At 34.6% G+C, this 19,023-nt stretch carries 16 protein-coding genes and 1 other annotated feature (1 of these 17 cut by a window edge); of the genes, 1 reads left to right on the forward strand and 15 read right to left on the reverse strand.

Translation table 11 applies throughout. The features are described from left to right. Positions 1 to 130: a binding site (T-box leader), on the forward strand; it begins 67 nt to the left of the window's first position. Positions 131 to 191: 61 nt separating this feature from the next. Continuing rightward, a complete protein-coding gene (tyrS, locus tag QTL86_RS07350) occupies positions 192 to 1,415 on the forward strand; it encodes a tyrosine--tRNA ligase (RefSeq protein ID WP_410496881.1) in 1,224 nt (407 codons plus the stop codon). 71 nt (positions 1,416 to 1,486) lie between these two features. On the opposite strand, the gene QTL86_RS07355 is transcribed toward tyrS, so the two are convergent. The 15 genes from QTL86_RS07355 to QTL86_RS07425 form a co-directional block, all read right to left on the reverse strand. Then, the gene (locus QTL86_RS07355; protein ID WP_127066569.1) at positions 1,487 to 2,746 is read right to left on the reverse strand and encodes an AI-2E family transporter; all 1,260 of its coding nucleotides are present in this window, start codon (positions 2,744 to 2,746) and stop codon (positions 1,487 to 1,489) included. A 19-nt stretch (positions 2,747 to 2,765) separates the two neighbouring features. Then, complete coding sequence (locus QTL86_RS07360) at positions 2,766 to 4,226, reverse strand: aminoacyl-histidine dipeptidase (RefSeq protein ID WP_410496882.1); 1,461 nt, start codon at positions 4,224 to 4,226, stop codon at positions 2,766 to 2,768. A gap of 23 nt (positions 4,227 to 4,249) precedes the next feature. Continuing rightward, entirely contained in the window at positions 4,250 to 5,608 is a 1,359-nt protein-coding gene (locus QTL86_RS07365) for a PFL family protein (protein WP_013657077.1), read from the reverse strand. Between the two features lie 56 nt (positions 5,609 to 5,664). Then, positions 5,665 to 5,934 (reverse strand): ACT domain-containing protein, encoded by a 270-nt coding sequence (locus tag QTL86_RS07370; RefSeq protein WP_013657076.1) that lies wholly within the window; start codon positions 5,932 to 5,934, stop codon positions 5,665 to 5,667. A 15-nt stretch (positions 5,935 to 5,949) separates the two neighbouring features. Next, positions 5,950 to 8,013, reverse strand: coding sequence for a cell division FtsA domain-containing protein (locus QTL86_RS07375; protein WP_410496883.1), 2,064 nt, complete (start codon positions 8,011 to 8,013; stop codon positions 5,950 to 5,952). A gap of 11 nt (positions 8,014 to 8,024) precedes the next feature. Then, complete coding sequence (locus tag QTL86_RS07380) at positions 8,025 to 8,924, reverse strand: DUF4931 domain-containing protein (protein WP_127066566.1); 900 nt, start codon at positions 8,922 to 8,924, stop codon at positions 8,025 to 8,027. Between the two features lie 104 nt (positions 8,925 to 9,028). After that, positions 9,029 to 10,627, reverse strand: a complete 1,599-nt coding sequence (locus QTL86_RS07385; protein ID WP_410496884.1) for a peptide ABC transporter substrate-binding protein — start codon at positions 10,625 to 10,627, stop codon at positions 9,029 to 9,031. Next, complete coding sequence (gene coaE / locus QTL86_RS07390; RefSeq protein ID WP_013657072.1) at positions 10,624 to 11,235, reverse strand: dephospho-CoA kinase; 612 nt, start codon at positions 11,233 to 11,235, stop codon at positions 10,624 to 10,626. The genes QTL86_RS07385 and coaE overlap by 4 nt, the downstream gene beginning before the upstream one ends. Positions 11,236 to 11,245: 10 nt before the next feature. Further along, a complete protein-coding gene (gene polA / locus QTL86_RS07395; protein WP_410496885.1) occupies positions 11,246 to 13,894 on the reverse strand; it encodes a DNA polymerase I in 2,649 nt (882 codons plus the stop codon). Between the two features lie 220 nt (positions 13,895 to 14,114). Continuing rightward, the gene (gene recO / locus QTL86_RS07400) at positions 14,115 to 14,873 is read right to left on the reverse strand and encodes a DNA repair protein RecO (protein WP_127066563.1); all 759 of its coding nucleotides are present in this window, start codon (positions 14,871 to 14,873) and stop codon (positions 14,115 to 14,117) included. A 7-nt stretch (positions 14,874 to 14,880) separates the two neighbouring features. Continuing rightward, complete coding sequence (locus QTL86_RS07405) at positions 14,881 to 15,018, reverse strand: YqzL family protein (protein ID WP_013657069.1); 138 nt, start codon at positions 15,016 to 15,018, stop codon at positions 14,881 to 14,883. Between the two features lie 96 nt (positions 15,019 to 15,114). Next, positions 15,115 to 16,023, reverse strand: coding sequence for a GTPase Era (era, locus tag QTL86_RS07410; protein WP_013657068.1), 909 nt, complete (start codon positions 16,021 to 16,023; stop codon positions 15,115 to 15,117). A 21-nt stretch (positions 16,024 to 16,044) separates the two neighbouring features. Then, positions 16,045 to 16,449 (reverse strand): cytidine deaminase, encoded by a 405-nt coding sequence (locus tag QTL86_RS07415; protein ID WP_013657067.1) that lies wholly within the window; start codon positions 16,447 to 16,449, stop codon positions 16,045 to 16,047. Between the two features lie 12 nt (positions 16,450 to 16,461). Further along, positions 16,462 to 16,974 carry an rRNA maturation RNase YbeY gene (gene ybeY / locus QTL86_RS07420; RefSeq protein WP_410496886.1) on the reverse strand — a complete coding sequence of 171 codons (513 nt, stop codon included), beginning with the start codon at positions 16,972 to 16,974 and terminating at the stop codon, positions 16,462 to 16,464. Continuing rightward, on the reverse strand, positions 16,964 to 18,991 hold the full coding sequence (locus tag QTL86_RS07425) for an HD family phosphohydrolase (protein ID WP_410496887.1): 2,028 nt from the start codon (positions 18,989 to 18,991) through the stop codon (positions 16,964 to 16,966). Before QTL86_RS07425 ends, ybeY begins: the two co-directional genes overlap by 11 nt. Positions 18,992 to 19,023 lie beyond the last annotated feature (32 nt).

Genomic DNA, 19,023 nt, shown 5'->3' on the forward strand with positions numbered 1-19,023 from the left:
AACACATCCCTAATTATTTATGAATTACAACTTTGGAGTTGAATTATTTCGGTTGTCGCCGTTATCGACTTGAGGCAAACTTACTTGGTTTGTGAATTAAGGTGGTACCACGGGTTATCTCGTCCTTATTGGATGAGGTAACCCTTTTTGTTGTTTTTATGATAACCATTTATAACATAGGAGGCAAAGTAATGAATGTATTAGACATTTTAATGGAACGTGGGTTTATTGAACAAATGACTCATGAAAAAGAAATTAGAGAGCTTTTAGAAAAGGAAAAAGTTACTTTTTATATAGGTTTTGATCCTACCGCTGACAGTCTTCACGTAGGTCACTTTGTAACCGTTATGGCTATGAGCCATATGCAAAAAGCCGGTCATAGGCCTATTGCTCTTTTTGGTGGTGGAACTGCTATGGTTGGTGACCCTACCGGAAAAACAGATATGCGTAAAATGATGACAACAGAAATAATTGACCATAATGTTGCATGTTTCAAAAAGCAAATGTCACGTTTTATTTCCTTTGAAAATGATGAAGCGATTATGGTTGATAATGGAGATTGGCTACGTAACCTCAACTATATTGATTTTTTAAGAGAGGTTGGTGTACATTTTTCTGTTAATCGCATGCTTACTGCTGAATGTTTTAAACAACGTCTTGAAAAAGGATTATCATTCCTTGAATTTAACTATATGCTTATGCAGTCTTATGACTTTTTAGAACTCTATCGTCGTTTTAATTGTAAGTTGCAATTGGGTGGCAATGATCAATGGTCTAATATACTAGGTGGTGTGGAATTAGTTAGAAGACTTCATGGAGACCAATCCTTTGGTATGACTTTCTCACTATTAACTAATAGTGAAGGTAAAAAAATGGGTAAAACAGAAAAGGGGGCTGTTTGGCTAGATCCTGAAAAAACATCTCCTTATGAGTTTTATCAATACTGGAGAAATGTAGCTGATGCTGATGTTAAGCGTTGCCTATCTCTTTTAACTTTTATTCCTATGGATGAAATTAATAGCTTAACAGCTGTAGAAGGTTCTGCAATCAATAAAGCTAAAGAACGTCTTGCTTTTGAAGTTACTAAAATTGTTCACGGTGAAGAAGAGGCTCTCAAAGCTGATACAGCCGCAAAAGCTCTTTTCTTAGGTGGTGCTCATGGTGGTTCTATTCCTACTACAGAAATAAATACCGCCGACTTCGAAACAGGTATGGATATTCTTTCTTTATTACAAGAAACAAAGCTTGTTCCTTCTCGTTCTGAAGGTCGTCGTTTAGTCACTCAAAATGGTATCAAATTAGATGGTGTGGCAATAACAGATCCTAATAGCCTCATAACTTTAGACTACTTTAAAGATAATGAATTAATGATTCAAAAAGGCAAAAAAGTATTCCATAAAGTTATTTTAAAATAATAGACTCACAAAAAGACACCTTATTATTCCTTAATGGTTATAATGAGGTGCCTTTTACTTTTTATATGTGGTTATTTCTCTTTTATTTCTTCTTTGGCCTGAGAGGCTATTTCCTCCTCTAGTACTTCTTCTCCATCTGGAAACAGTTCTGTTACGTATCTGAGTAAAACTAATCTAATGAAAGCTGCCACTGGTACACCAATAAGCATTCCCATTAAACCAAATAAATTACCACCAATTAAAATCGCTAATAATACAATAACCGGGTGAAGTTTGACACACTCTCCTACTACTTTAGGGACAATAATCCATCCATCTATTTGCTGAATGATCAAAATAGCTATTGCTCCATAAACAGCTTTCATTGGATTAGGATCTAGAATGCCAATAATGATGGCTAAAATAAAACCTACAATAGGTCCAAAATAAGGAATCAAATTGAATATGCCTGCAATAACACCAATAATAATAGCAAAGTCCAGCTGAATAACTGTTAAAGCCAAGCTTGTTAATACAGCTACAATCATTGCATCAATAATTTGCCCTCTAATATATCCTGAAAAAACATAGTCAATGTCATGACAAAGTACCATAGTATGTCTATAAATTTTAGGTTTTAACAGTGTGTAGCTGGCTTTTTTAACTACAGCAATGCAACGCTGTTTATCTTGAAGCAAATAAAAAGCTATAACGAAAGCTAACAAAAGATTCATAGTATTTAATCCTATGGTCGTTAAGGAGTTTAGAAGTTGGTTAGACAATCTTAAAACAAAATCATTAATAGCACTATAAACCTTCTGAACAATTCCCTCTTGTCCTCTCAAAATCCCCATTTCATTCGTAAACCGATTGACGCCTTCTAACATATTTTCAAAATAAGCTAAATAGCGATTGATACTTTCTTTGATTCCAAGCAAGGAAAAGTTGCCTGCAATAGCTTCTATATTCATTACTATGATTAAAATGAACAAACCTAATACCATAATAACTGTTAAAAATGTAAAAAGCGTTGGCACAGTTCTCATATGCCAACGCTTTGGATGATTTAAATCACTTTCGGCTTGGTCTTTCTTACTATGAAATAATTCTTTTCCTTTTATCTTATGGCATCTATTTTCATAAAACTCCACAATTGGATCCAAAAGGTAAGCAATAACAAACCCCAAAATAAGCGGTTTTAATAACCAATAAATAAGCCCAAATACTTTACAAATAGCAGCCCATACCTCCTTAAAATGAAGTACGGCTAATATACCAATGACGGTTACTAGACATGCTCCTACAGCATATGCCGCTATTGTAAAATAGCGATTATTTTTTTCGATTTTCATAGTAAGTAGCCTCCCGTATTTAGTACGCTACTAGGTTTTCCAAAAGTTTAACAAGATATTCATAAACGCGAGCCATAGAAGAAATACTTGCCACTTCTTGTGGTGAGTGAATATGTTTCACATTAGGCCCAAACGAAATCATATCAAGGCCCGGTAATTTCTCAGCAATAAAACCGCATTCAAGTCCAGCATGAATAGCTGTCATGATAGGTTCCTTACCGTACATCTTCATATAAAGTTCACCTACACATTCTCTAATACGAGAATTTTCATTATATTGCCATGCAGGATAATCACCTTTTACTTCAAATTTTAAATTAAAAGCTCGGCTAAAAGCTTCTAATTTTGCAAGTAACTCTACCTTGCGAGAAGCAACACTGCTACGCACTGCACTTCCTAATTCGATGCGGTCACTATGCATTTGTAAAATTCCCAAGTTAAGTGATGTTTGAACTAACCCTTTCATGTGTTGATCGTAACCCATAACGCCATTAGGAATCATTACAAGAATATCTATGAGTCTATTTAAACAATCGTCTATTAGCACCTCTTTAGGAACTGCAACTTCTTCTAATGTAAGGCAAATATGTTCCTCTTGGGCACTGTATTCTTTTTGAAATACCTCTACCATTTCATAAGCTGTAGCTTTCAATGTCTCTACTTGTTCTTTTTTAACGGCTATAGTCACTTCACATTCACGAGTGATCACATTATCCTTAGATCCACCTATTATTTCAGCTAGTTTGAAGTCTATTTTACTTTTTAAAGCATATAGCATACGCCCCATTAAAATATGTGCATTGGCTCTTTCAAAGTGAATATCCGCACCTGAATGCCCACCTTTTAAACCATTTAAAACTAAACGATAATACACTAATTCATGACTAGCTGCTTCTTTATCTAAAACCATGGTCAGATATGCCTTGGCACCACCTGCACAGCTTAATAAAAATTCACCTTCTACATCTGTATCTAAATTTAATAGCACCTTACCTGATAAGTACTCAGGATGTAAATGAGCAACACCGCTCATGCCACGTTCTTCATCTGTAGTCATTAAACATTCAAGTGCAGGATGCTTAAGGGTATCGTCTGCTAAAACTGCCATTTGATATGCAATAGCAATACCATTATCAGCACCTAACGTTGTTCCTTTGGCACCGATCCAATCCCCTTCTATATAAAGCTCAAGACCATCTTTTTCAAAATCATGTGCCGTTTCTTTGTTTTTTTCACACACCATGTCTAGATGTCCCTGTAAAATCACTGTTGGTGCATTTTCATAACCTGGGGTTGCAGGCTTTTTAATATAGATGTTATAAGCTTCATCTTGCTTTACCTCTAATCCAAGATCAGTAGCAAATTTCACCATATAATCACTAATGACTCTTTCATTTCCTGAACCACGTGGAATGTTACTAATTACTTCAAAATACTCAAATACTTTCCTAGGCTGTAATGCTTTTAAAACGTCTGACATAAGTATTTCTCCTTTTAACCAAATTAATTTTTAAAACTATGAATAGGCGCTGGTATTCTACCACCTCTTGCTATAAAGGCATCACATTTATAGTTATTAACTGGCATAATAGGTGCATAACCTAAAAGACCACCAAACTCTACTTGTTCGCCTACACCCTTCCCAATAACTGGAATAATTCTAACAGCTGTCGTTTTAGCATTAATCATACCAATAGCCATCTCATCAGCTAAAATTCCCGAAATAGTAGCTGCACTTGTAGCTCCTGGAATAGCAACCATATCAAGCCCCACTGAGCACACACAAGTCATAGCTTCTAGTTTTTCGAGTGTAAGAGCACCTCTTTCAGCTGCTTTAATCATAGCGTGATCTTCACTTACAGGAATGAAAGCACCACTTAATCCACCTACATAAGATGAAGCCATAACGCCACCTTTTTTTACGCAATCATTTAAAATCGCAAGGGCAGCTGTTGTTCCTGGTGCCCCAGCACTTTCGAGCCCCATTTCTTCAAAAATCTCAGCAATACTATCTCCTACCGCTGGAGTTGGTGCTAAAGATAAGTCGATAATTCCAAAAGGTATATCTAATATGCTAGACGCCTCTTTGGCTACCATTTGGCCTGCTCTTGTAATCTTGAAAGCTGTACGTTTAATAGTTTCACATAAAGTTTCGAAATCAGCACCTCTTGCAGTCTCTAGTGCTTTTTTTACAACACCCGGGCCACTAACACCCACATTAATAACGGTATCTCTTTCACCTACACCATGAAAAGCACCTGCCATAAATGGATTATCTTCTGGTGCATTACAGAAGACAACTAGTTTAGCACAACCAATGCTACCACGGTCTGCTGTACGCTCTGCGGTTAATTTAATAATTTCACCCATACGTTTAACAGCATCCATATTAATACCTGTACGTGTTGTTCCTACATTCACAGATGAACATACATTCTGTGTTACCGCGAGTGCTTCTGGAATAGACTCTATAAGCACATTATCTGCATTTGAGCATCCTTTATGCACAAGAGCCGAAAAACCCCCAATAAAGTTAACACCTACGGTTTGTGCCGCACGGTCTAAGGCTTTAGCAATAGGTACATATGAATTAGCTTTAGTAGCTCCACCTACTAAAGCAATAGGTGTAACTGAAATACGTTTATTAACAATAGGAATGCCATACTTCTTAGAGATTATTTCTCCTGTTTCTACTAAATGCTCAGCTTTGCTTGTGATTTTTTCGTAGATATTATCACATAGTTTATTCATATCATCTGATATACAATCCATCAAATTAATACCCATGGTAATGGTACGAATATCTAAATTATCTTCTTGAATCATTTTATTGGTTTCTTGCACTTCATATCTTGAAATCATGGTTTTTATTCCTTTCTTTTTGAAAACACCTTCTCACATCATTTCCCCTGAATGTTTTAAATACGGTGCATATTGTCAAAAATATCTTGATGCTGAAGACGAATGTCTACGCCAATCTCCTGTCCTAATGCAACAAGTGCATCTACCACTTTCTCAAAATCTTTTTCTATTGCCGTAATATCTACAATCATCATCATATTAAAGTAATCTTGAACGATAGTCTGTGAAATGTCTAAAATATTAATATTTTCACCACTTAAAAAAGTACACACCTTTGCAATAATCCCTACTTTATCTTTTCCTACTACTGTAATAATCCCTTTCATTTTCCTATCCTCCTGTTATTTCTTCCAAAAAATTTTAAGTACATCCCCATCTTGTAAAACATCTGTTAAAGCACCAGGTTGACCATTTCTCTCTAACTGAACTGTTCCTTGAGGTTTACTTAAATCAAAATCTATAAAATCAAATATACTCGCAAAAATGTAATCGGACTCTTTTTTAGGCAAAGCAACAGTCTTATCATTTGCAATAATATACAGATTTTCACTCATTACTTTCTCTGACACCCTACTACTTTGATGAGATTCTTCTATTATTGGTGTCTCTTTTTCTTCAGGTATCCTTCTTTCTGTTACCGATGCTGCATTTTGTTCCTGCATCCCCTTCACTTTTGTATCAATAAGCAAAGCATCTCCATCTTTTAGGACATAATCTAAATTAACCGGTTCAAAATCAACTGTAATCAGTTTATTTTTAGGATCTATTGACATAGCTTCTAAAAGTTCTGCTACTGTTTGAATCGATTGTACTTCAATTAAGTCATTTGACATAATCTCATAATTCCCAGAAACAATATGACCTCCAACCTTTACTAAAGGCAAAGTCATATTTTTTCCTTCTATACTTATTTTCTTTTCTATTTTACAGAAGTCTGCCAAATTTGCTTTACCAGGTCTCCCATTTACACCAAATTCTACCTGAATTGTATCTCCGTCTTGAATATGGTCATGAATGGTTGCAGTTTCACCATTTAATAAAATAGAAGCTGGTATACCATTCTCCCCTTTAATGCGCCTTCTTTCACCGTTTAATTTGAACATTAATGTCTCACCTTTTTTAGGGAATATGGCTGTATGTTCTATTCCCATAGCTACAATAGCATCTAATACGGTTAGCTTCTTGGCATTTAAAAGCTGTACTTTTTGACCATTTAGATTAACGAATGTAAATTGACTATATTTATTTTGTATCGTCGTCATACAAATGCCTAGTGGTGTAATCATTTCAGGACTATCAATCATGCCAATTTCATCTTTTATATGAACCAAGTGTGTCGTACTACGAACGGCCACTCTTTGTTCTGCTAACTTTAAATGCTGAGCTAGACGAGTAGTAAAACCAAACATCTGGCTGCCTCCTCCTACACAGAACACAGCATTAGGTGGATTATTACCGTTGAGTTCCACAATCTTAGTTGCAATTTGTAAGGTAAGTGTATCAATTACTGGTGCCATTACCTTTTTTAGTTCTTTAGTCGTTATTTTTTGAGTAAGTCCTAAGATATCTGTAAAAGTAATACTCTCTTCATTTAAGGCTTGTATTTTGATACGTTCTGCCGTTTGAAAATCAACTAAGTATTTATGTATAATCGCTTCTGTTACTTCATCACCAGCAGTAGGAATCATTCCATAAGCTACAACACTTCCTTCTTTTGTAATGGCAATATCAGAAGTGCCTGCCCCTATATCTACAAGAGCAAGATTAAGTAATCTAATTTGTTCTGGAATAACTGCATTAATAGCTGCAATAGGTTCTAAGGTCAAATGGCTAACTGCGAGTTCAGCTCTCTCGGTTACCGCATATAGGCTATCAATCACTTGTTTAGGTAAAAAAGTAGCTATCAGCTTTGCACCAATACTATGACCTTTATGTCCTTCTAAATTAGCCATCACATAATCATCTAGAAAATATTGTATAACCGAATACGCAACACAGAAATAATCTGCATCTGTATTTTCACTTTGTTGCATTGCCTTCGCTTTTTCTACACCTTCTAGTTCCAAATGATGAATATGATTTAAGTTAAATTCTTGGACATCTTCATAATTTTGAGCTACATTTACAATTTGTGTACTTAAAGCACGACCAGCTGCTGCTATAGCTACTTCTTTAAGTTCTAATTTCAAGCGTTTTTCTAAAGCTGTTTTAACTTCATAAACCACCTTAGATACCTTTTGAATATCATGAATTTGCCCATCCATCATAGCTCGTTCTTCATGAGCCATGCATTCATAGTCTACCAAGACAAATTCATTACCTTCCTTATAACCTACCACACCTATAACGGTACGGGTGCCAATATCTAAACCAAAGCAAAGTGTATCTCTTATATAGTCCTTCACGCGTACATCACCTATCCCTGTAATAGTTGTTTTATTCTTAAAGCATATTGTTCCCTATCTATCATTAAAATATGGCAATGGGTAGCAATTTCAAAACCTGCAATATGACCTATTCTCATCATTAATTTAATATGAAAGTGGTATTGCCACTCCCCTCTTAAATCACCACTCATCATACAAATATTAAAAGCACCCTCTGGCAAAAGGATATCGTAAACCATTAGTAATTGTTTGAGTAAGTTTCCTAATTCTACTACTTCCTTTTGTACTAACTCTCCAAAGTGTTGTCTATGACTTTTAGGTACTAACCAAATTTCGTAATTAAACTCAGGGTTTGGTGGTATAATAAGCCTCCACAATGAAGTTTCTTTTATAAGAATTGCCTCTTTTAAATGATTTCTTTCACATAAAAAGCATGGGCTTTCTTTTTGTTTTTGATATTTTTCATACTGTGAAATCATGCCATAAGGAATCTTAGTCATAGCTACTAATTGCCAGTGGGAATGATAAATACTGGCTCCTGCTAGAGAGCCATGATTTTTAAAAATTTGTATAAAAACTATTTTTTCATTCTTGCTTAGTTGTTGCCATCTTTTTTGCATCGTTAAAAGTAATACCTGCCAATGCTCTGGAGAAAAATCTTTAGGATGCTCCCAATGATTAGCTGTATCAATAATGACATCATGTAAGCCTGCATAATCACCTTGAATGGGTATAACAGGATATTTATTTGCTAAAATGCGTACAAGAAGCTTTTCTCCTTCCCATACTTCATCATAAATCACTTCTAACTCCTTTTCATTTTCCTTGCAAAATGGACAAGCTTCATTCTGCTTTCCCACCATAGGGCGGTTTATTCTTGACGGAGCAACAATGCTATCATTAAAAAAATAGTTGCGATATTTACTCATAGGCCATCGCCTTTCTTTTTACCATTTTACACTATAGTTATTTAAATTTAAAGTAATAATATGCATAAAATCAAAAGAACAAGGCATCCCTTGTTCTTTTGATTTTATTTTCTAGTCCATTTTTCTACATTAGAAAAAATATTTAATGGTGTAGGTTTAATGTCACCTTGAATTTCATTATGGGTAATTAAAACAGATTTTTTAAAATACAAACTAATATAAGGTGTCTGTTTTACAAAATATTGTTGTAATTTTTGATAAGCATCTATTGCTGCTTCAGGTGTTGCTAAAAAAGCCTGTTGCAATAGCTCATCCATTTGTGGATCTTTATAACTTGTATAGTTTTCCCCATTTAAAATACTAGATGAATGAAGAGCAAAACTTAAATCTGTTGCATAACCTAACTGATAACCTCCTAAAAAAGCATCAAATTGCTTTGTCTGAATACGTTCTAAATAAGTGGTTTCATTTACGGCTTCTACCTTAAGATCGATACCTATTTCTTTATAAATAGTTTGTATTTGTTTAGCAACTTTCATGCGATCTCGATTTTCTTCATTAACAAGTAAGGTGAAACTAAGTGGCGCACCATTTTTACTCAAAAATCCAGTATTTCCATCTTTCTCATAGCCTTCTTGAGTAAGTAAAAGCTTAGCTTTTTCTTTATCATAACTTTTTATTTCCAATGTTCTATCATATAAATAGGAAATAGGACTAATAGGTGTATCTGTTACAACCGCATGGTCAAGATAAAAAAGATGAACCATTTCCTGTCTGTTAATGCCATAAAGTAATGCTTCCCTAATAGCTGCATTTTGAAATAACACTTTGTTGTGATTAACTCCCATGAACTCATAAACAGGAGATATCATCTCATATGCCGTGGAAGCTTCATCATTGATATATTTACCCCATTCCGTTTCCTTAGTATAGATTACATCAATTAACCCCTGCTTAAAAGCATATAACATACTTTGTTGATCTGGAATAAAGTTGATTTGTACTTCCTCAATTTGTGGTTTTCCTTTAAAATAACCTGGATTTGCTTTGAGCATAATAGACTTAGCTGGCGTGGTACTTTCATACATATAAGGACCGGAACCTATTGGTGTAATATTTAATGTATCTTCACCTGATACGTTATAAATATGTTCAGGTATAACAGGGAAAAATAAGGTTTGTAACACGCCACTATAACTCCCTTTATAGACGAGTTTGAAAGTCGTATCATCCAATTTCACCATTTCTTGCAAGTTAGCTACTGTATCTTTATAAGGACTATCAGGAATAGATTTTATTTGATTCAATGTATATAGTACGTCATCCGTTGTAAGAGACATACCATCATGCCACTTTATATCTTTCTTTAGGGTAATGGTTATAGCTGTATTACTTTCATTAACCACCCAGGATTCCGCTAAATTACTGCTAATTGTTCCATTTTCTTCAATATTAATAAGCGGACTAAATATAAGGTATAAGGCTTGTTCTACTGTTTCTTGTGTATTATAAAGAGGATGTAAGGTAACTGGTGTATCCATAGCAATCACCATGCGGTTATCAGGTGTTTTAGGAGCTGTTGTTTGCTCTACTTCTACTTCATTAGGCTCCTGTTTGCCTTCCGCTAGTTCTCCTCGTCCACAACCAACTAACGAAAACGCTAATAAAGTCATAACACCTATTATTTTATGCCACTTTTTCATCCTATTTCCTCCTCCTCAAGTGCAATTAAAATTTGCTGAATTTGCATTTTAGTAGCTTCTAAAGAAATACTGTTATCGATGATATAATCAGCTACCCTTTCTATTTCTTCCCACTCTTTTTGTGCTTTAAGCCTGCGAATCATTTGTGTTTCATCAATGCCATCCCGCATCATAACACGTTTGGTTCTCTCCGATACTTCTGCATAAACAGCAATCACTACATCCGTCAATTGAATCAAACCGCTTTCGATTAAAAGAGCAGCTTCTAAAACAATATGTTGACTAGGTGCTATTTGCTGATAACTCACTATACGCTCCTTAATAATCTCTGTAATAAGTGGATGTGTAATGGCATTAAGCTTTTCTAAACGCTCTGGATTTCCAAATACCATTTTACCTAAACGCTCTCTTACAATTTCTCCACTTTCATCTAAAATAGACTCACCAAAAGCTTTTATTACTGGCCCATACCCCTTTTGGCCTTTTCGTAAAATTTCATGACCAATTAAATCTGCTGATATACTATGAATAGGTTTTATTTCATTCATCAGTGCTACCACTGTTGATTTTCCCGCACCTATTCCCCCTACTATTCCAATCACTTTCATTTCTAATCTCCTATTTTACTGCTAACCAATTGGCCCCCTGATGTACATCTACTACAAGTGGCACGCTTAAATCAGCTGCATGTTCCATCTCTTCTTTTAAAAGTTTTTTAACAATTTCAACTTCATCTTTATGGGCATCAATTAAAAGTTCATCATGAACTGTTAAAATAAGTTTTGACTTAAGACTGTGTTCTTTAAGTTTTTGATGTACACGAATCATAGCAATCTTAATAATATCAGCCGAGGTTCCTTGAATAGGTGTGTTCATAGCAACACGCTTCCCAAACTCCCTCATATTATAATTGCTTGCTAATATCTCTGGAATCTCTCTTTTTCGATGATATAAGGTTTCTACATAACCATTTTGCATAGCGAAATCAATAATCTCATCTAAATAGGCTTTAATACAAGGATATTTTTCAAAATAGCCATCGATATATTTTTGAGCTTCTTTTTGGCTAATTTTAAGATCCTCTGACAATGCAAAGGCACTAATACCATATACAATACCAAAATTAACAGCTTTTGCATTACTACGCTGCATACTTGTCACGTCTTCAAAAGGCACATGAAAAACTTGCGAAGCTGTTAGCGCATGAATATCAATATTTTCTTTAAAAGCTTTGATAAGCGTTGGATCTCCCGACATATGGGCAAGTACTCTTAGCTCGATTTGAGAATAATCTCCATCTAAAAAAATATGGTTTTCTGAGCTAGGTACAAATAGCTGACGAATTTTCTTACCCATTTCAAATTTAACAGGGATATTTTGTAAATTAGGTTCTGTGCTACTTAAGCGTCCTGTAGCTGTAATAGTCTGATTAAAGGTAGAATGAATCTTATTTTGTTCAGTTAGTACATTTAACAGCCCATCTACATACGTGGATTTTAATTTAGCATACTGACGGTATTCTAGAATCTGTGCCACAATAGGATAGTCATTTTTTAAAGCTTCTAGCACCTCTGCTGCTGTAGAATAGCCTGTTTTCGTTTTTTTAGCACATGGAATACCTAGTTTTTCAAATAAAATAACACCTAATTGTTTAGGTGAATTTATATTAAAACTTTCACCAGCTGCTTCATAGATAGAAGTTGTCAAAGTATCTAATAACCCCTGTAGTTCTTCTCCATAACTTCTGAGCCCTTCTGGATCCACTTTAATTCCCTCAACCTCCATATCAAAAAGAACATCAATAAGTGGCATTTCTATATCATAAAATAATCTAGTCATGTTTTGTTCTTGAAGTGCTTCTTTCATAGCTTCTGTTACACTTAAAGCTAACTGCGCCCTCTTTCCTAAATTATTTATACGTTCCTCATCTTCTAGCTGTAACCATGTTTTTTGGCTTTTTCCTTTCCCTAATAGGTTTTCTAAACTCATTAAGCTTTGTTTATTAATGAAAAGTTCTTCTAGTTCTGCTAGATCATAGCTCTTATTAGTTGGATGTAATAAATACGCTGCAATGAAAGTATCAAAGCAAACACCATTTAATCCCAATCCTACTTTTAAAAGTTCATGTTTGAAATTTTTACTATCATGAACGATTTTTTGATAAGTCGCACTTTCTAGAAACTCTATCAAAACAGCTTTAGCTTCTGTATCTGTTAAGTCCCACTCACTATACCCTACTCGCTCTCCTATAGCAACACCCAAACCTAATGTATTATCTTCTACAAAATAAGCTATCCCGACCATTTGGTCCTTGCTTTCCTGTAAAAACTTTTCAAAATCTGTTGTCTTCCACTGCTCTACTTTAACTTCTTCTGCTTCTGCTATAGCTTCATTTTCCATCTTGGGTAGTTTTGTTAAAAGGGACTTAAGCTCTAAATCTCTAAATAGTGCTGTTGCTTCACTATCTAGAGCTAAATCAAACTCAAAATCGCTCCATTTATAAACTAAGGGAACATCACAAATAATAGTAGCCAACATTTTACTGTCCCTAGCATCCTGCGCATAAGTCATTAAATTTTCCTTAAGTTTCTTTTGTGTAATTTGATCCACCTGATCTAGAAGATTCTCAATACTACCGTATTCCTTAATAAGTTTAATAGCTGTTTTTTCACCAATACCTGGTACTCCTTTAATATTATCAGAAGCATCTCCCATAAGCCCTTTAACATCCACAAAAGCTATTGGTGACACACCATAGGTTTCTACAACGTCTTTGGCAAAAAAGCTTTCGATTTCTGTTCCTGTCTTTTTTGTACGAGGTATCTTAATCTCAATCATATCCGATGTAATTTGGAATAAGTCTCGATCTCCAGACACAACAGTTACTTGCATCCCTGCTTTTTCTCCAGCTTTAGCCAAGGTCCCTAAAACATCATCTGCTTCAAAACCTTCTTTTTCAATAATGTGAATATGCATTGCTTTGAGTACCTTTTTAAGCAACGGAATCTGTACCCTAAGCTCTTCTGGCATACCTTTTCGATTCCCTTTATAATCTGCTGAAAATTCATGTCTAAAGGTTGGTACACTTAAATCAAAGGTAATACCTAAGTAATCAGGTTTTTCTTTTTCCATAATACTTAACATCATATTTAAAAAACCATATATCGCATTGGTATATTGACCGCTTTTATTCGTTAATAAAGGCACCCCATAAAAGGCACGGTTGGCAATACTATGCCCATCAAATAATAATAATTTCTGTTTCATATAGCACCTCATTCATTTATTTAAAAGTAGTATAACATATTTTCCCTCATCTCGTTATGTTAAACCATAAGTTATTCATTTTCTTTTATAGTATACCCTATGTGCTAATTTTTTACAGTATTTCTTACAAGAATTTAAGCTTTCCTTCACTAAAACTAAAAAATATTTATTATTAATTAAAAAACAGACTTAGTCTGTTAGTTTTCAGATTAAGTCTGTTCTATAATTTTTCTAATCTCTCAATAAAATCAAGCGTTTTAAAAGGCTTATCAACATAATACGGTACATAGTGATTACCTACAGCATCTAACTCTTTTTGTACTTCTTCACTGATTTGAAAATGATAAAGCTGCTTTAAAGAGACGGTTAAGATATATTGCAGGGTATATAATGTACTATAACTTAAAGAAACTACATCCTCATAAGTTCCTTTACACCCTTTGCAAACAAGTCCCCCCGCTTCTGCTGAAAAATAATAATGTGCTTCCGCTTTTTCATCTATTGCCAAACCACAATCTACACAAGCAAAAAGCTGAGGCATAAAACCTAACAGGCCTAGAGCTCTTATTTCAAATACTCGCCTAATCCGTTTGTAGTCTGCCTCTGATTTACTTAAAGCTTGCAAGGTCACTAGTGTGAGCTTCAATAATTCACTTTGTGATAAGCCTGGTTCGGTCACATAATAAATAAATTCCATCATATAACTCGCATAGCTTAAAGCAGATAAATCGTTTCTAATATTATGAAACATCTCTATCAGATCTACTGATACTAAACGATATGTATCTTTATAAGAAGTCAGCATAAAATCTCCATAAACAAATAATTGAGTTGCCGAAGCAAATCCTTTATCTGACTTTTTAGCTTTAGGCGCAATAGCTTGAATGCGTCCTAAATCTTTTGTAAAGAGAGTGATATATTTATCACTCTCTCCCACAATGTATTCTTTAATGACTAATGCTTTTGTTCTTACCATCATGTTACAATCATCCTACCTCATGCGTTTCTTTAGGCAGCCCTTGGGTGCCAATATGACTATGATACTCTCTTTCATATGCTTTGTAATTCATATACGCATCAATATTACCTGTTGTCATAAAATAACTCCAAAATTCTTGTAACATTTTATAACCCCCTATTGGTTGATTTATAGTTAAGTTACGCAATTTTTACGAAGCTATCCTACAAAAAAACTACCAATTCAAAAGGCCTTGACAACTTTACATTAAATCTCTTTTATCATATCCATAGTTTTTAATAAGAAAATCACTATCACGCCAATTCTTTTTCACTTTTACCCAAAGCGTTAAATAAATTTTCGAGCCTAATAGACGTTCCATATCATAACGCGCTTTAGAGCCAATAGCTTTAATCATTTGTCCTTGTTTACCTATAATAATTCGTTTATGGGAATCTCTTTCACAAACAATAGTAGCCTCTATATCTACAATGTCTCCTTCTTCCCTTTTTCTCATGGTTTCAATCTCTATGGCAATACCATGTGGAATTTCCTTATCTAATAGATGAAGGGCTTTTTCTCTAATCATTTCTGCTACAATTTGACGCTCAGGTTGGTCAGTCAGCATATCACTTGGGAAGAACTGTGGTCCTTCTGGTAAATAAGCTGGCATACATTTTAAAATAGCATCTACATTGGTATTTTCATATGCTGAGATTGGAATAATCTCTTTAAAGTCATAGGCCTCACGGTATGTTTCAATGGTTTTAAGAACTGTTTCTCTAGGAACACTGTCAATTTTATTAATACATAGGAAAACAGGTGTTTGAATGCCTTTTAAGCGTTCGATAATCTCTTGATCCGTTTTTCCTATAAATGGCTCTGCTTCTACTAGATAAAAAATAGCATCTACTTCATTTAAGGTAGTCATAGCTGATTTTACCATAAATTCACCTAGCTTATTTTTAGGTGTATGAATACCTGGAGTATCAATAAAAACAGCTTGATAATGCTTAGTTGTTAAAACAGTTTGAATACGGTTACGTGTCGTTTGTGGCTTATTTGACATAATGGCAACTTTCTCGCCAATCAGCTTGTTCATAAGAGTTGATTTTCCTACATTAGGTCTACCAATAATAGAAACAAAGCCTGACTTAAATGGTTCTTTCATTTTTTCCTCCTATGAGTATTGCTACTCTTCTTTTAATAAATCTACTTTTGTAAACGTATAAGGGAACATTTCCGCAAATGGAATAACTTTCATTTCACCTTCTGCATTTTCAAAAATAAAATCTCCCTCACTCATAAACTCAGCAATGACTTGTCTACAAATACCACAAGGATAAGTAAACTCATTGTGACTTCCTACAATGGCAATAGCTGCAATTTCATGTTCGCCTTCTGATACAGCTTTAAAAATAGCTGTCCTCTCAGCACAGTTAGTTGCACCAAATGAAGCATTTTCTATATTGCAGCCTGTGTAAATTTTACCACTTTTCATCAGAACAGCTGCACCTACTTTGAATTTTGAGTAAGGTACATAAGCTTGTTCTTGTGCCTCATGTGCTTTTACTAATAACTCTTTATATTGTTTCATGTTAATCATCCTCTATCTTAATATGGAAAGACATTGTAACACACTTTCCTGCTTTCTGACCATAGTTTTTTCATCTTCTTCTGTCATATGGTCATATCCTAAAAGATGAAACATACTATGAGCTACCAAAAAACAGACTTCTCTCGTCAAAGAGTGCCCATAATTTTTTGCCTGTTCTTTAGCTTTATCCGCACATAAAATAATATCTCCTAGGATCACTTCTTCTGTGTCATAATTGACACAACTAGCAGTATCAAGGGTATCCCAATTAATATGCCCAATATATTCTGGATCTATTTGTGGAAAGGAAAGTACATCCGTTGGACGATCTATCTCCCTATGTTCTTTATTAATTTCATGAATGGCATCTAAGTCAACTACCGTCAAACTTACTTCTACCTCATAAGGAACATCTTCCTCATCCAAGCATTGATTAATAACAGCTTTTACTTGTTCTAATAATTCATGTTGTTCTTTAAAAAAATCAACTTCATCTTCTAAATAGAGTGTCACTTTACTTTTCATTCCTTTCTGGATAAGCAATACGTTGATGATACATACCTGTTAGCATTTTTGTAAAGGAATCTATAATTTTATCGATATCAGATATGTATAATTCACATTCATCTAACTGTCCCTCATCTAATTTTTGCTTCACCATTTTTCTAACCACCGATTCAATGGTTAATTCTTTACCTAATTTATCCTGCATTGATCTTATAGTTGCTTCTACTACATCAGCTAACATAACAAGGGCAGCTTCTTTCGTTTTGGGTTTTGGACCATGATACTGAAAAGCCTTTTCTGACACTTCACCATCACTTTCTTGTTGGGCTTTGATATAAAAATACTGCATAGTGCTTGTCCCATGATGCTGACAAATCATATCTTTAATATACTGAGGTAAATGGTATTCCTCTGCTAACTTTAGACCTTCAGTGACATGAGAAAGAATAATGTTGTAACTCTCCTCTGGCGTCATGTAGTCATGAGGATTATTCGCGCCTTGATTTTCTTTAAAATACTTACTACAAGTAAGTTTACCAATATCGTGATAATAGCCTCCTACTCTTGCCATAAGTGGATTAGCATTAATGGTTGCTGCCGCACTCTCAGCTAGGTTAGCAACCAATAAGCTATGATAATAAGTTCCTGTAGCTTCTAATAAGAGACGCTTTAAAATGGGTTGATTAGGATTTGTCATTTCTAAAAGCTGCATCGGTGTTGTAAATCCAAATAAAGATTCAAAAGCAGGAAGAGCACCTACTACTGTCACTACAGAAATCATTCCCATAATAAAAGCAACCAATCCTTGTGAGATAACTGATATATTTAACTCTGAACCAACGAAAAGCTTAAGGCCTAAAAAAGTAAAGCATTGGATAATTCCTACATATAAGCCACTCATGACAGTCTTAGTCCGCTCTTCCATACGCGTTACAATTAAAATGCTAGCAATTCCGGAAATGATAAAATATAAAACAAATAAAATATCACCTTTGAAGATAGTGGTTGAAAAAATAATAATCAGTATTTGCACAAAAGCAGCAGCAATAGGTCCCACAGCAAACGCAATAATCATACAAGGTACACTTAAAGGAAGATAGACAAAGGATAGACCCACCATCCCACGTGTTACTAAAATGGCTAAAGTATATAAAATGAGTACTAGGCTTAACTGTCTTTGGTCTTTCACTTTAAGGTTATATCCCGTTTTCATAAATTTAAAACTTAAATAACTCATCAAAAGCATTAAAATCAAAATGCCGCTATATTGCTTATATTTAGTTGTTTTATCTGTATCTAAATAACCTACTTTTTCTAATAGCTGATAGATTTCTTCTGTTACCTTTGAGCCTTTCTCAACAATCTTTTCTTGAGCTAATACATAAACAGGATCTACCTTATCACTTTTTATCTTTTTCTGCTCATTAGTAGCCACTTCATCTTCTACAACATTAGGAGCTAAAACATCATTAATAATGTCCTGTGCAATTTTTTTCATAGTCACACTTAAATCTGTGTTATCTATGGCACTTCGTACCTCGACTGTTTTATTGCTCTCTTCGCTAGAAATGCCTGTTGCAAAAATATCACTTGCAATACTAATACAGGCATCTTTCACATAAGTTAGTTCATCTGTAGACGCACTGAGTAGGGTTTCATATTGTTCATTATATAGACCAATAGGTGAACGTCCACTTAGGACTTCTACCTCTGTTTTTCCTAAAGTAGTTGCCACATCCGAAGTTTGAATAGCTGTTACAGCCTCAAATAATTTTTCAATATTACCAATGGCTTTTTCTTGTACAGTACTATCTTTTTTATAAACAGGTTCCACTCCTGCAGCTGCTAGGGTACGCAGACGATTAGTGGCCACTTCATTTTCCACTTGAAAAGGTGCATAGACTGTTTCCTTTGCAATCTCCCCAATCTGTAAGGATACTTTCTTCGTAAAGAAATTACCTGAAATAACTGAAAAGAATGTAATGATTAAAGCTAGTGCTAAAAAAATTGCCCATCCATATCTCCTTTTTTTCATCTTTTGTCCCCCTTTGACTCTTACACTTCTCT

It is taken from the genome of Cellulosilyticum sp. ST5 (genome assembly GCF_046529625.1).
Lineage (GTDB): Bacteria > Bacillota > Clostridia > Lachnospirales > Cellulosilyticaceae > Cellulosilyticum > Cellulosilyticum lentocellum.

What these genes read in the sequence shown, in the direction of transcription:
- tyrS (WP_410496881.1), top strand. Translation starts at nt 192, where the DNA reads ATGAATGTATTAGACATTTTAATGGAACGTGGGTTTATTGAACAAATG.
- QTL86_RS07355 (WP_127066569.1), bottom strand. Translation starts at nt 2,746, where the DNA reads ATGAAAATCGAAAAAAATAATCGCTATTTTACAATAGCGGCATATGCT.
- QTL86_RS07360 (WP_410496882.1), bottom strand. Translation starts at nt 4,226, where the DNA reads ATGTCAGACGTTTTAAAAGCATTACAGCCTAGGAAAGTATTTGAGTAT.
- QTL86_RS07365 (WP_013657077.1), bottom strand. Translation starts at nt 5,608, where the DNA reads ATGATTTCAAGATATGAAGTGCAAGAAACCAATAAAATGATTCAAGAA.
- QTL86_RS07370 (WP_013657076.1), bottom strand. Translation starts at nt 5,934, where the DNA reads ATGAAAGGGATTATTACAGTAGTAGGAAAAGATAAAGTAGGGATTATT.
- QTL86_RS07380 (WP_127066566.1), bottom strand. Translation starts at nt 8,924, where the DNA reads ATGAGTAAATATCGCAACTATTTTTTTAATGATAGCATTGTTGCTCCG.
- QTL86_RS07385 (WP_410496884.1), bottom strand. Translation starts at nt 10,627, where the DNA reads ATGAAAAAGTGGCATAAAATAATAGGTGTTATGACTTTATTAGCGTTT.
- coaE (WP_013657072.1), bottom strand. Translation starts at nt 11,235, where the DNA reads ATGAAAGTGATTGGAATAGTAGGGGGAATAGGTGCGGGAAAATCAACA.
- polA (WP_410496885.1), bottom strand. Translation starts at nt 13,894, where the DNA reads ATGAAACAGAAATTATTATTATTTGATGGGCATAGTATTGCCAACCGT.
- recO (WP_127066563.1), bottom strand. Translation starts at nt 14,873, where the DNA reads ATGATGGTAAGAACAAAAGCATTAGTCATTAAAGAATACATTGTGGGA.
- QTL86_RS07405 (WP_013657069.1), bottom strand. Translation starts at nt 15,018, where the DNA reads ATGTTACAAGAATTTTGGAGTTATTTTATGACAACAGGTAATATTGAT.
- era (WP_013657068.1), bottom strand. Translation starts at nt 16,023, where the DNA reads ATGAAAGAACCATTTAAGTCAGGCTTTGTTTCTATTATTGGTAGACCT.
- QTL86_RS07415 (WP_013657067.1), bottom strand. Translation starts at nt 16,449, where the DNA reads ATGAAACAATATAAAGAGTTATTAGTAAAAGCACATGAGGCACAAGAA.
- ybeY (WP_410496886.1), bottom strand. Translation starts at nt 16,974, where the DNA reads ATGAAAAGTAAAGTGACACTCTATTTAGAAGATGAAGTTGATTTTTTT.
- QTL86_RS07425 (WP_410496887.1), bottom strand. Translation starts at nt 18,991, where the DNA reads ATGAAAAAAAGGAGATATGGATGGGCAATTTTTTTAGCACTAGCTTTA.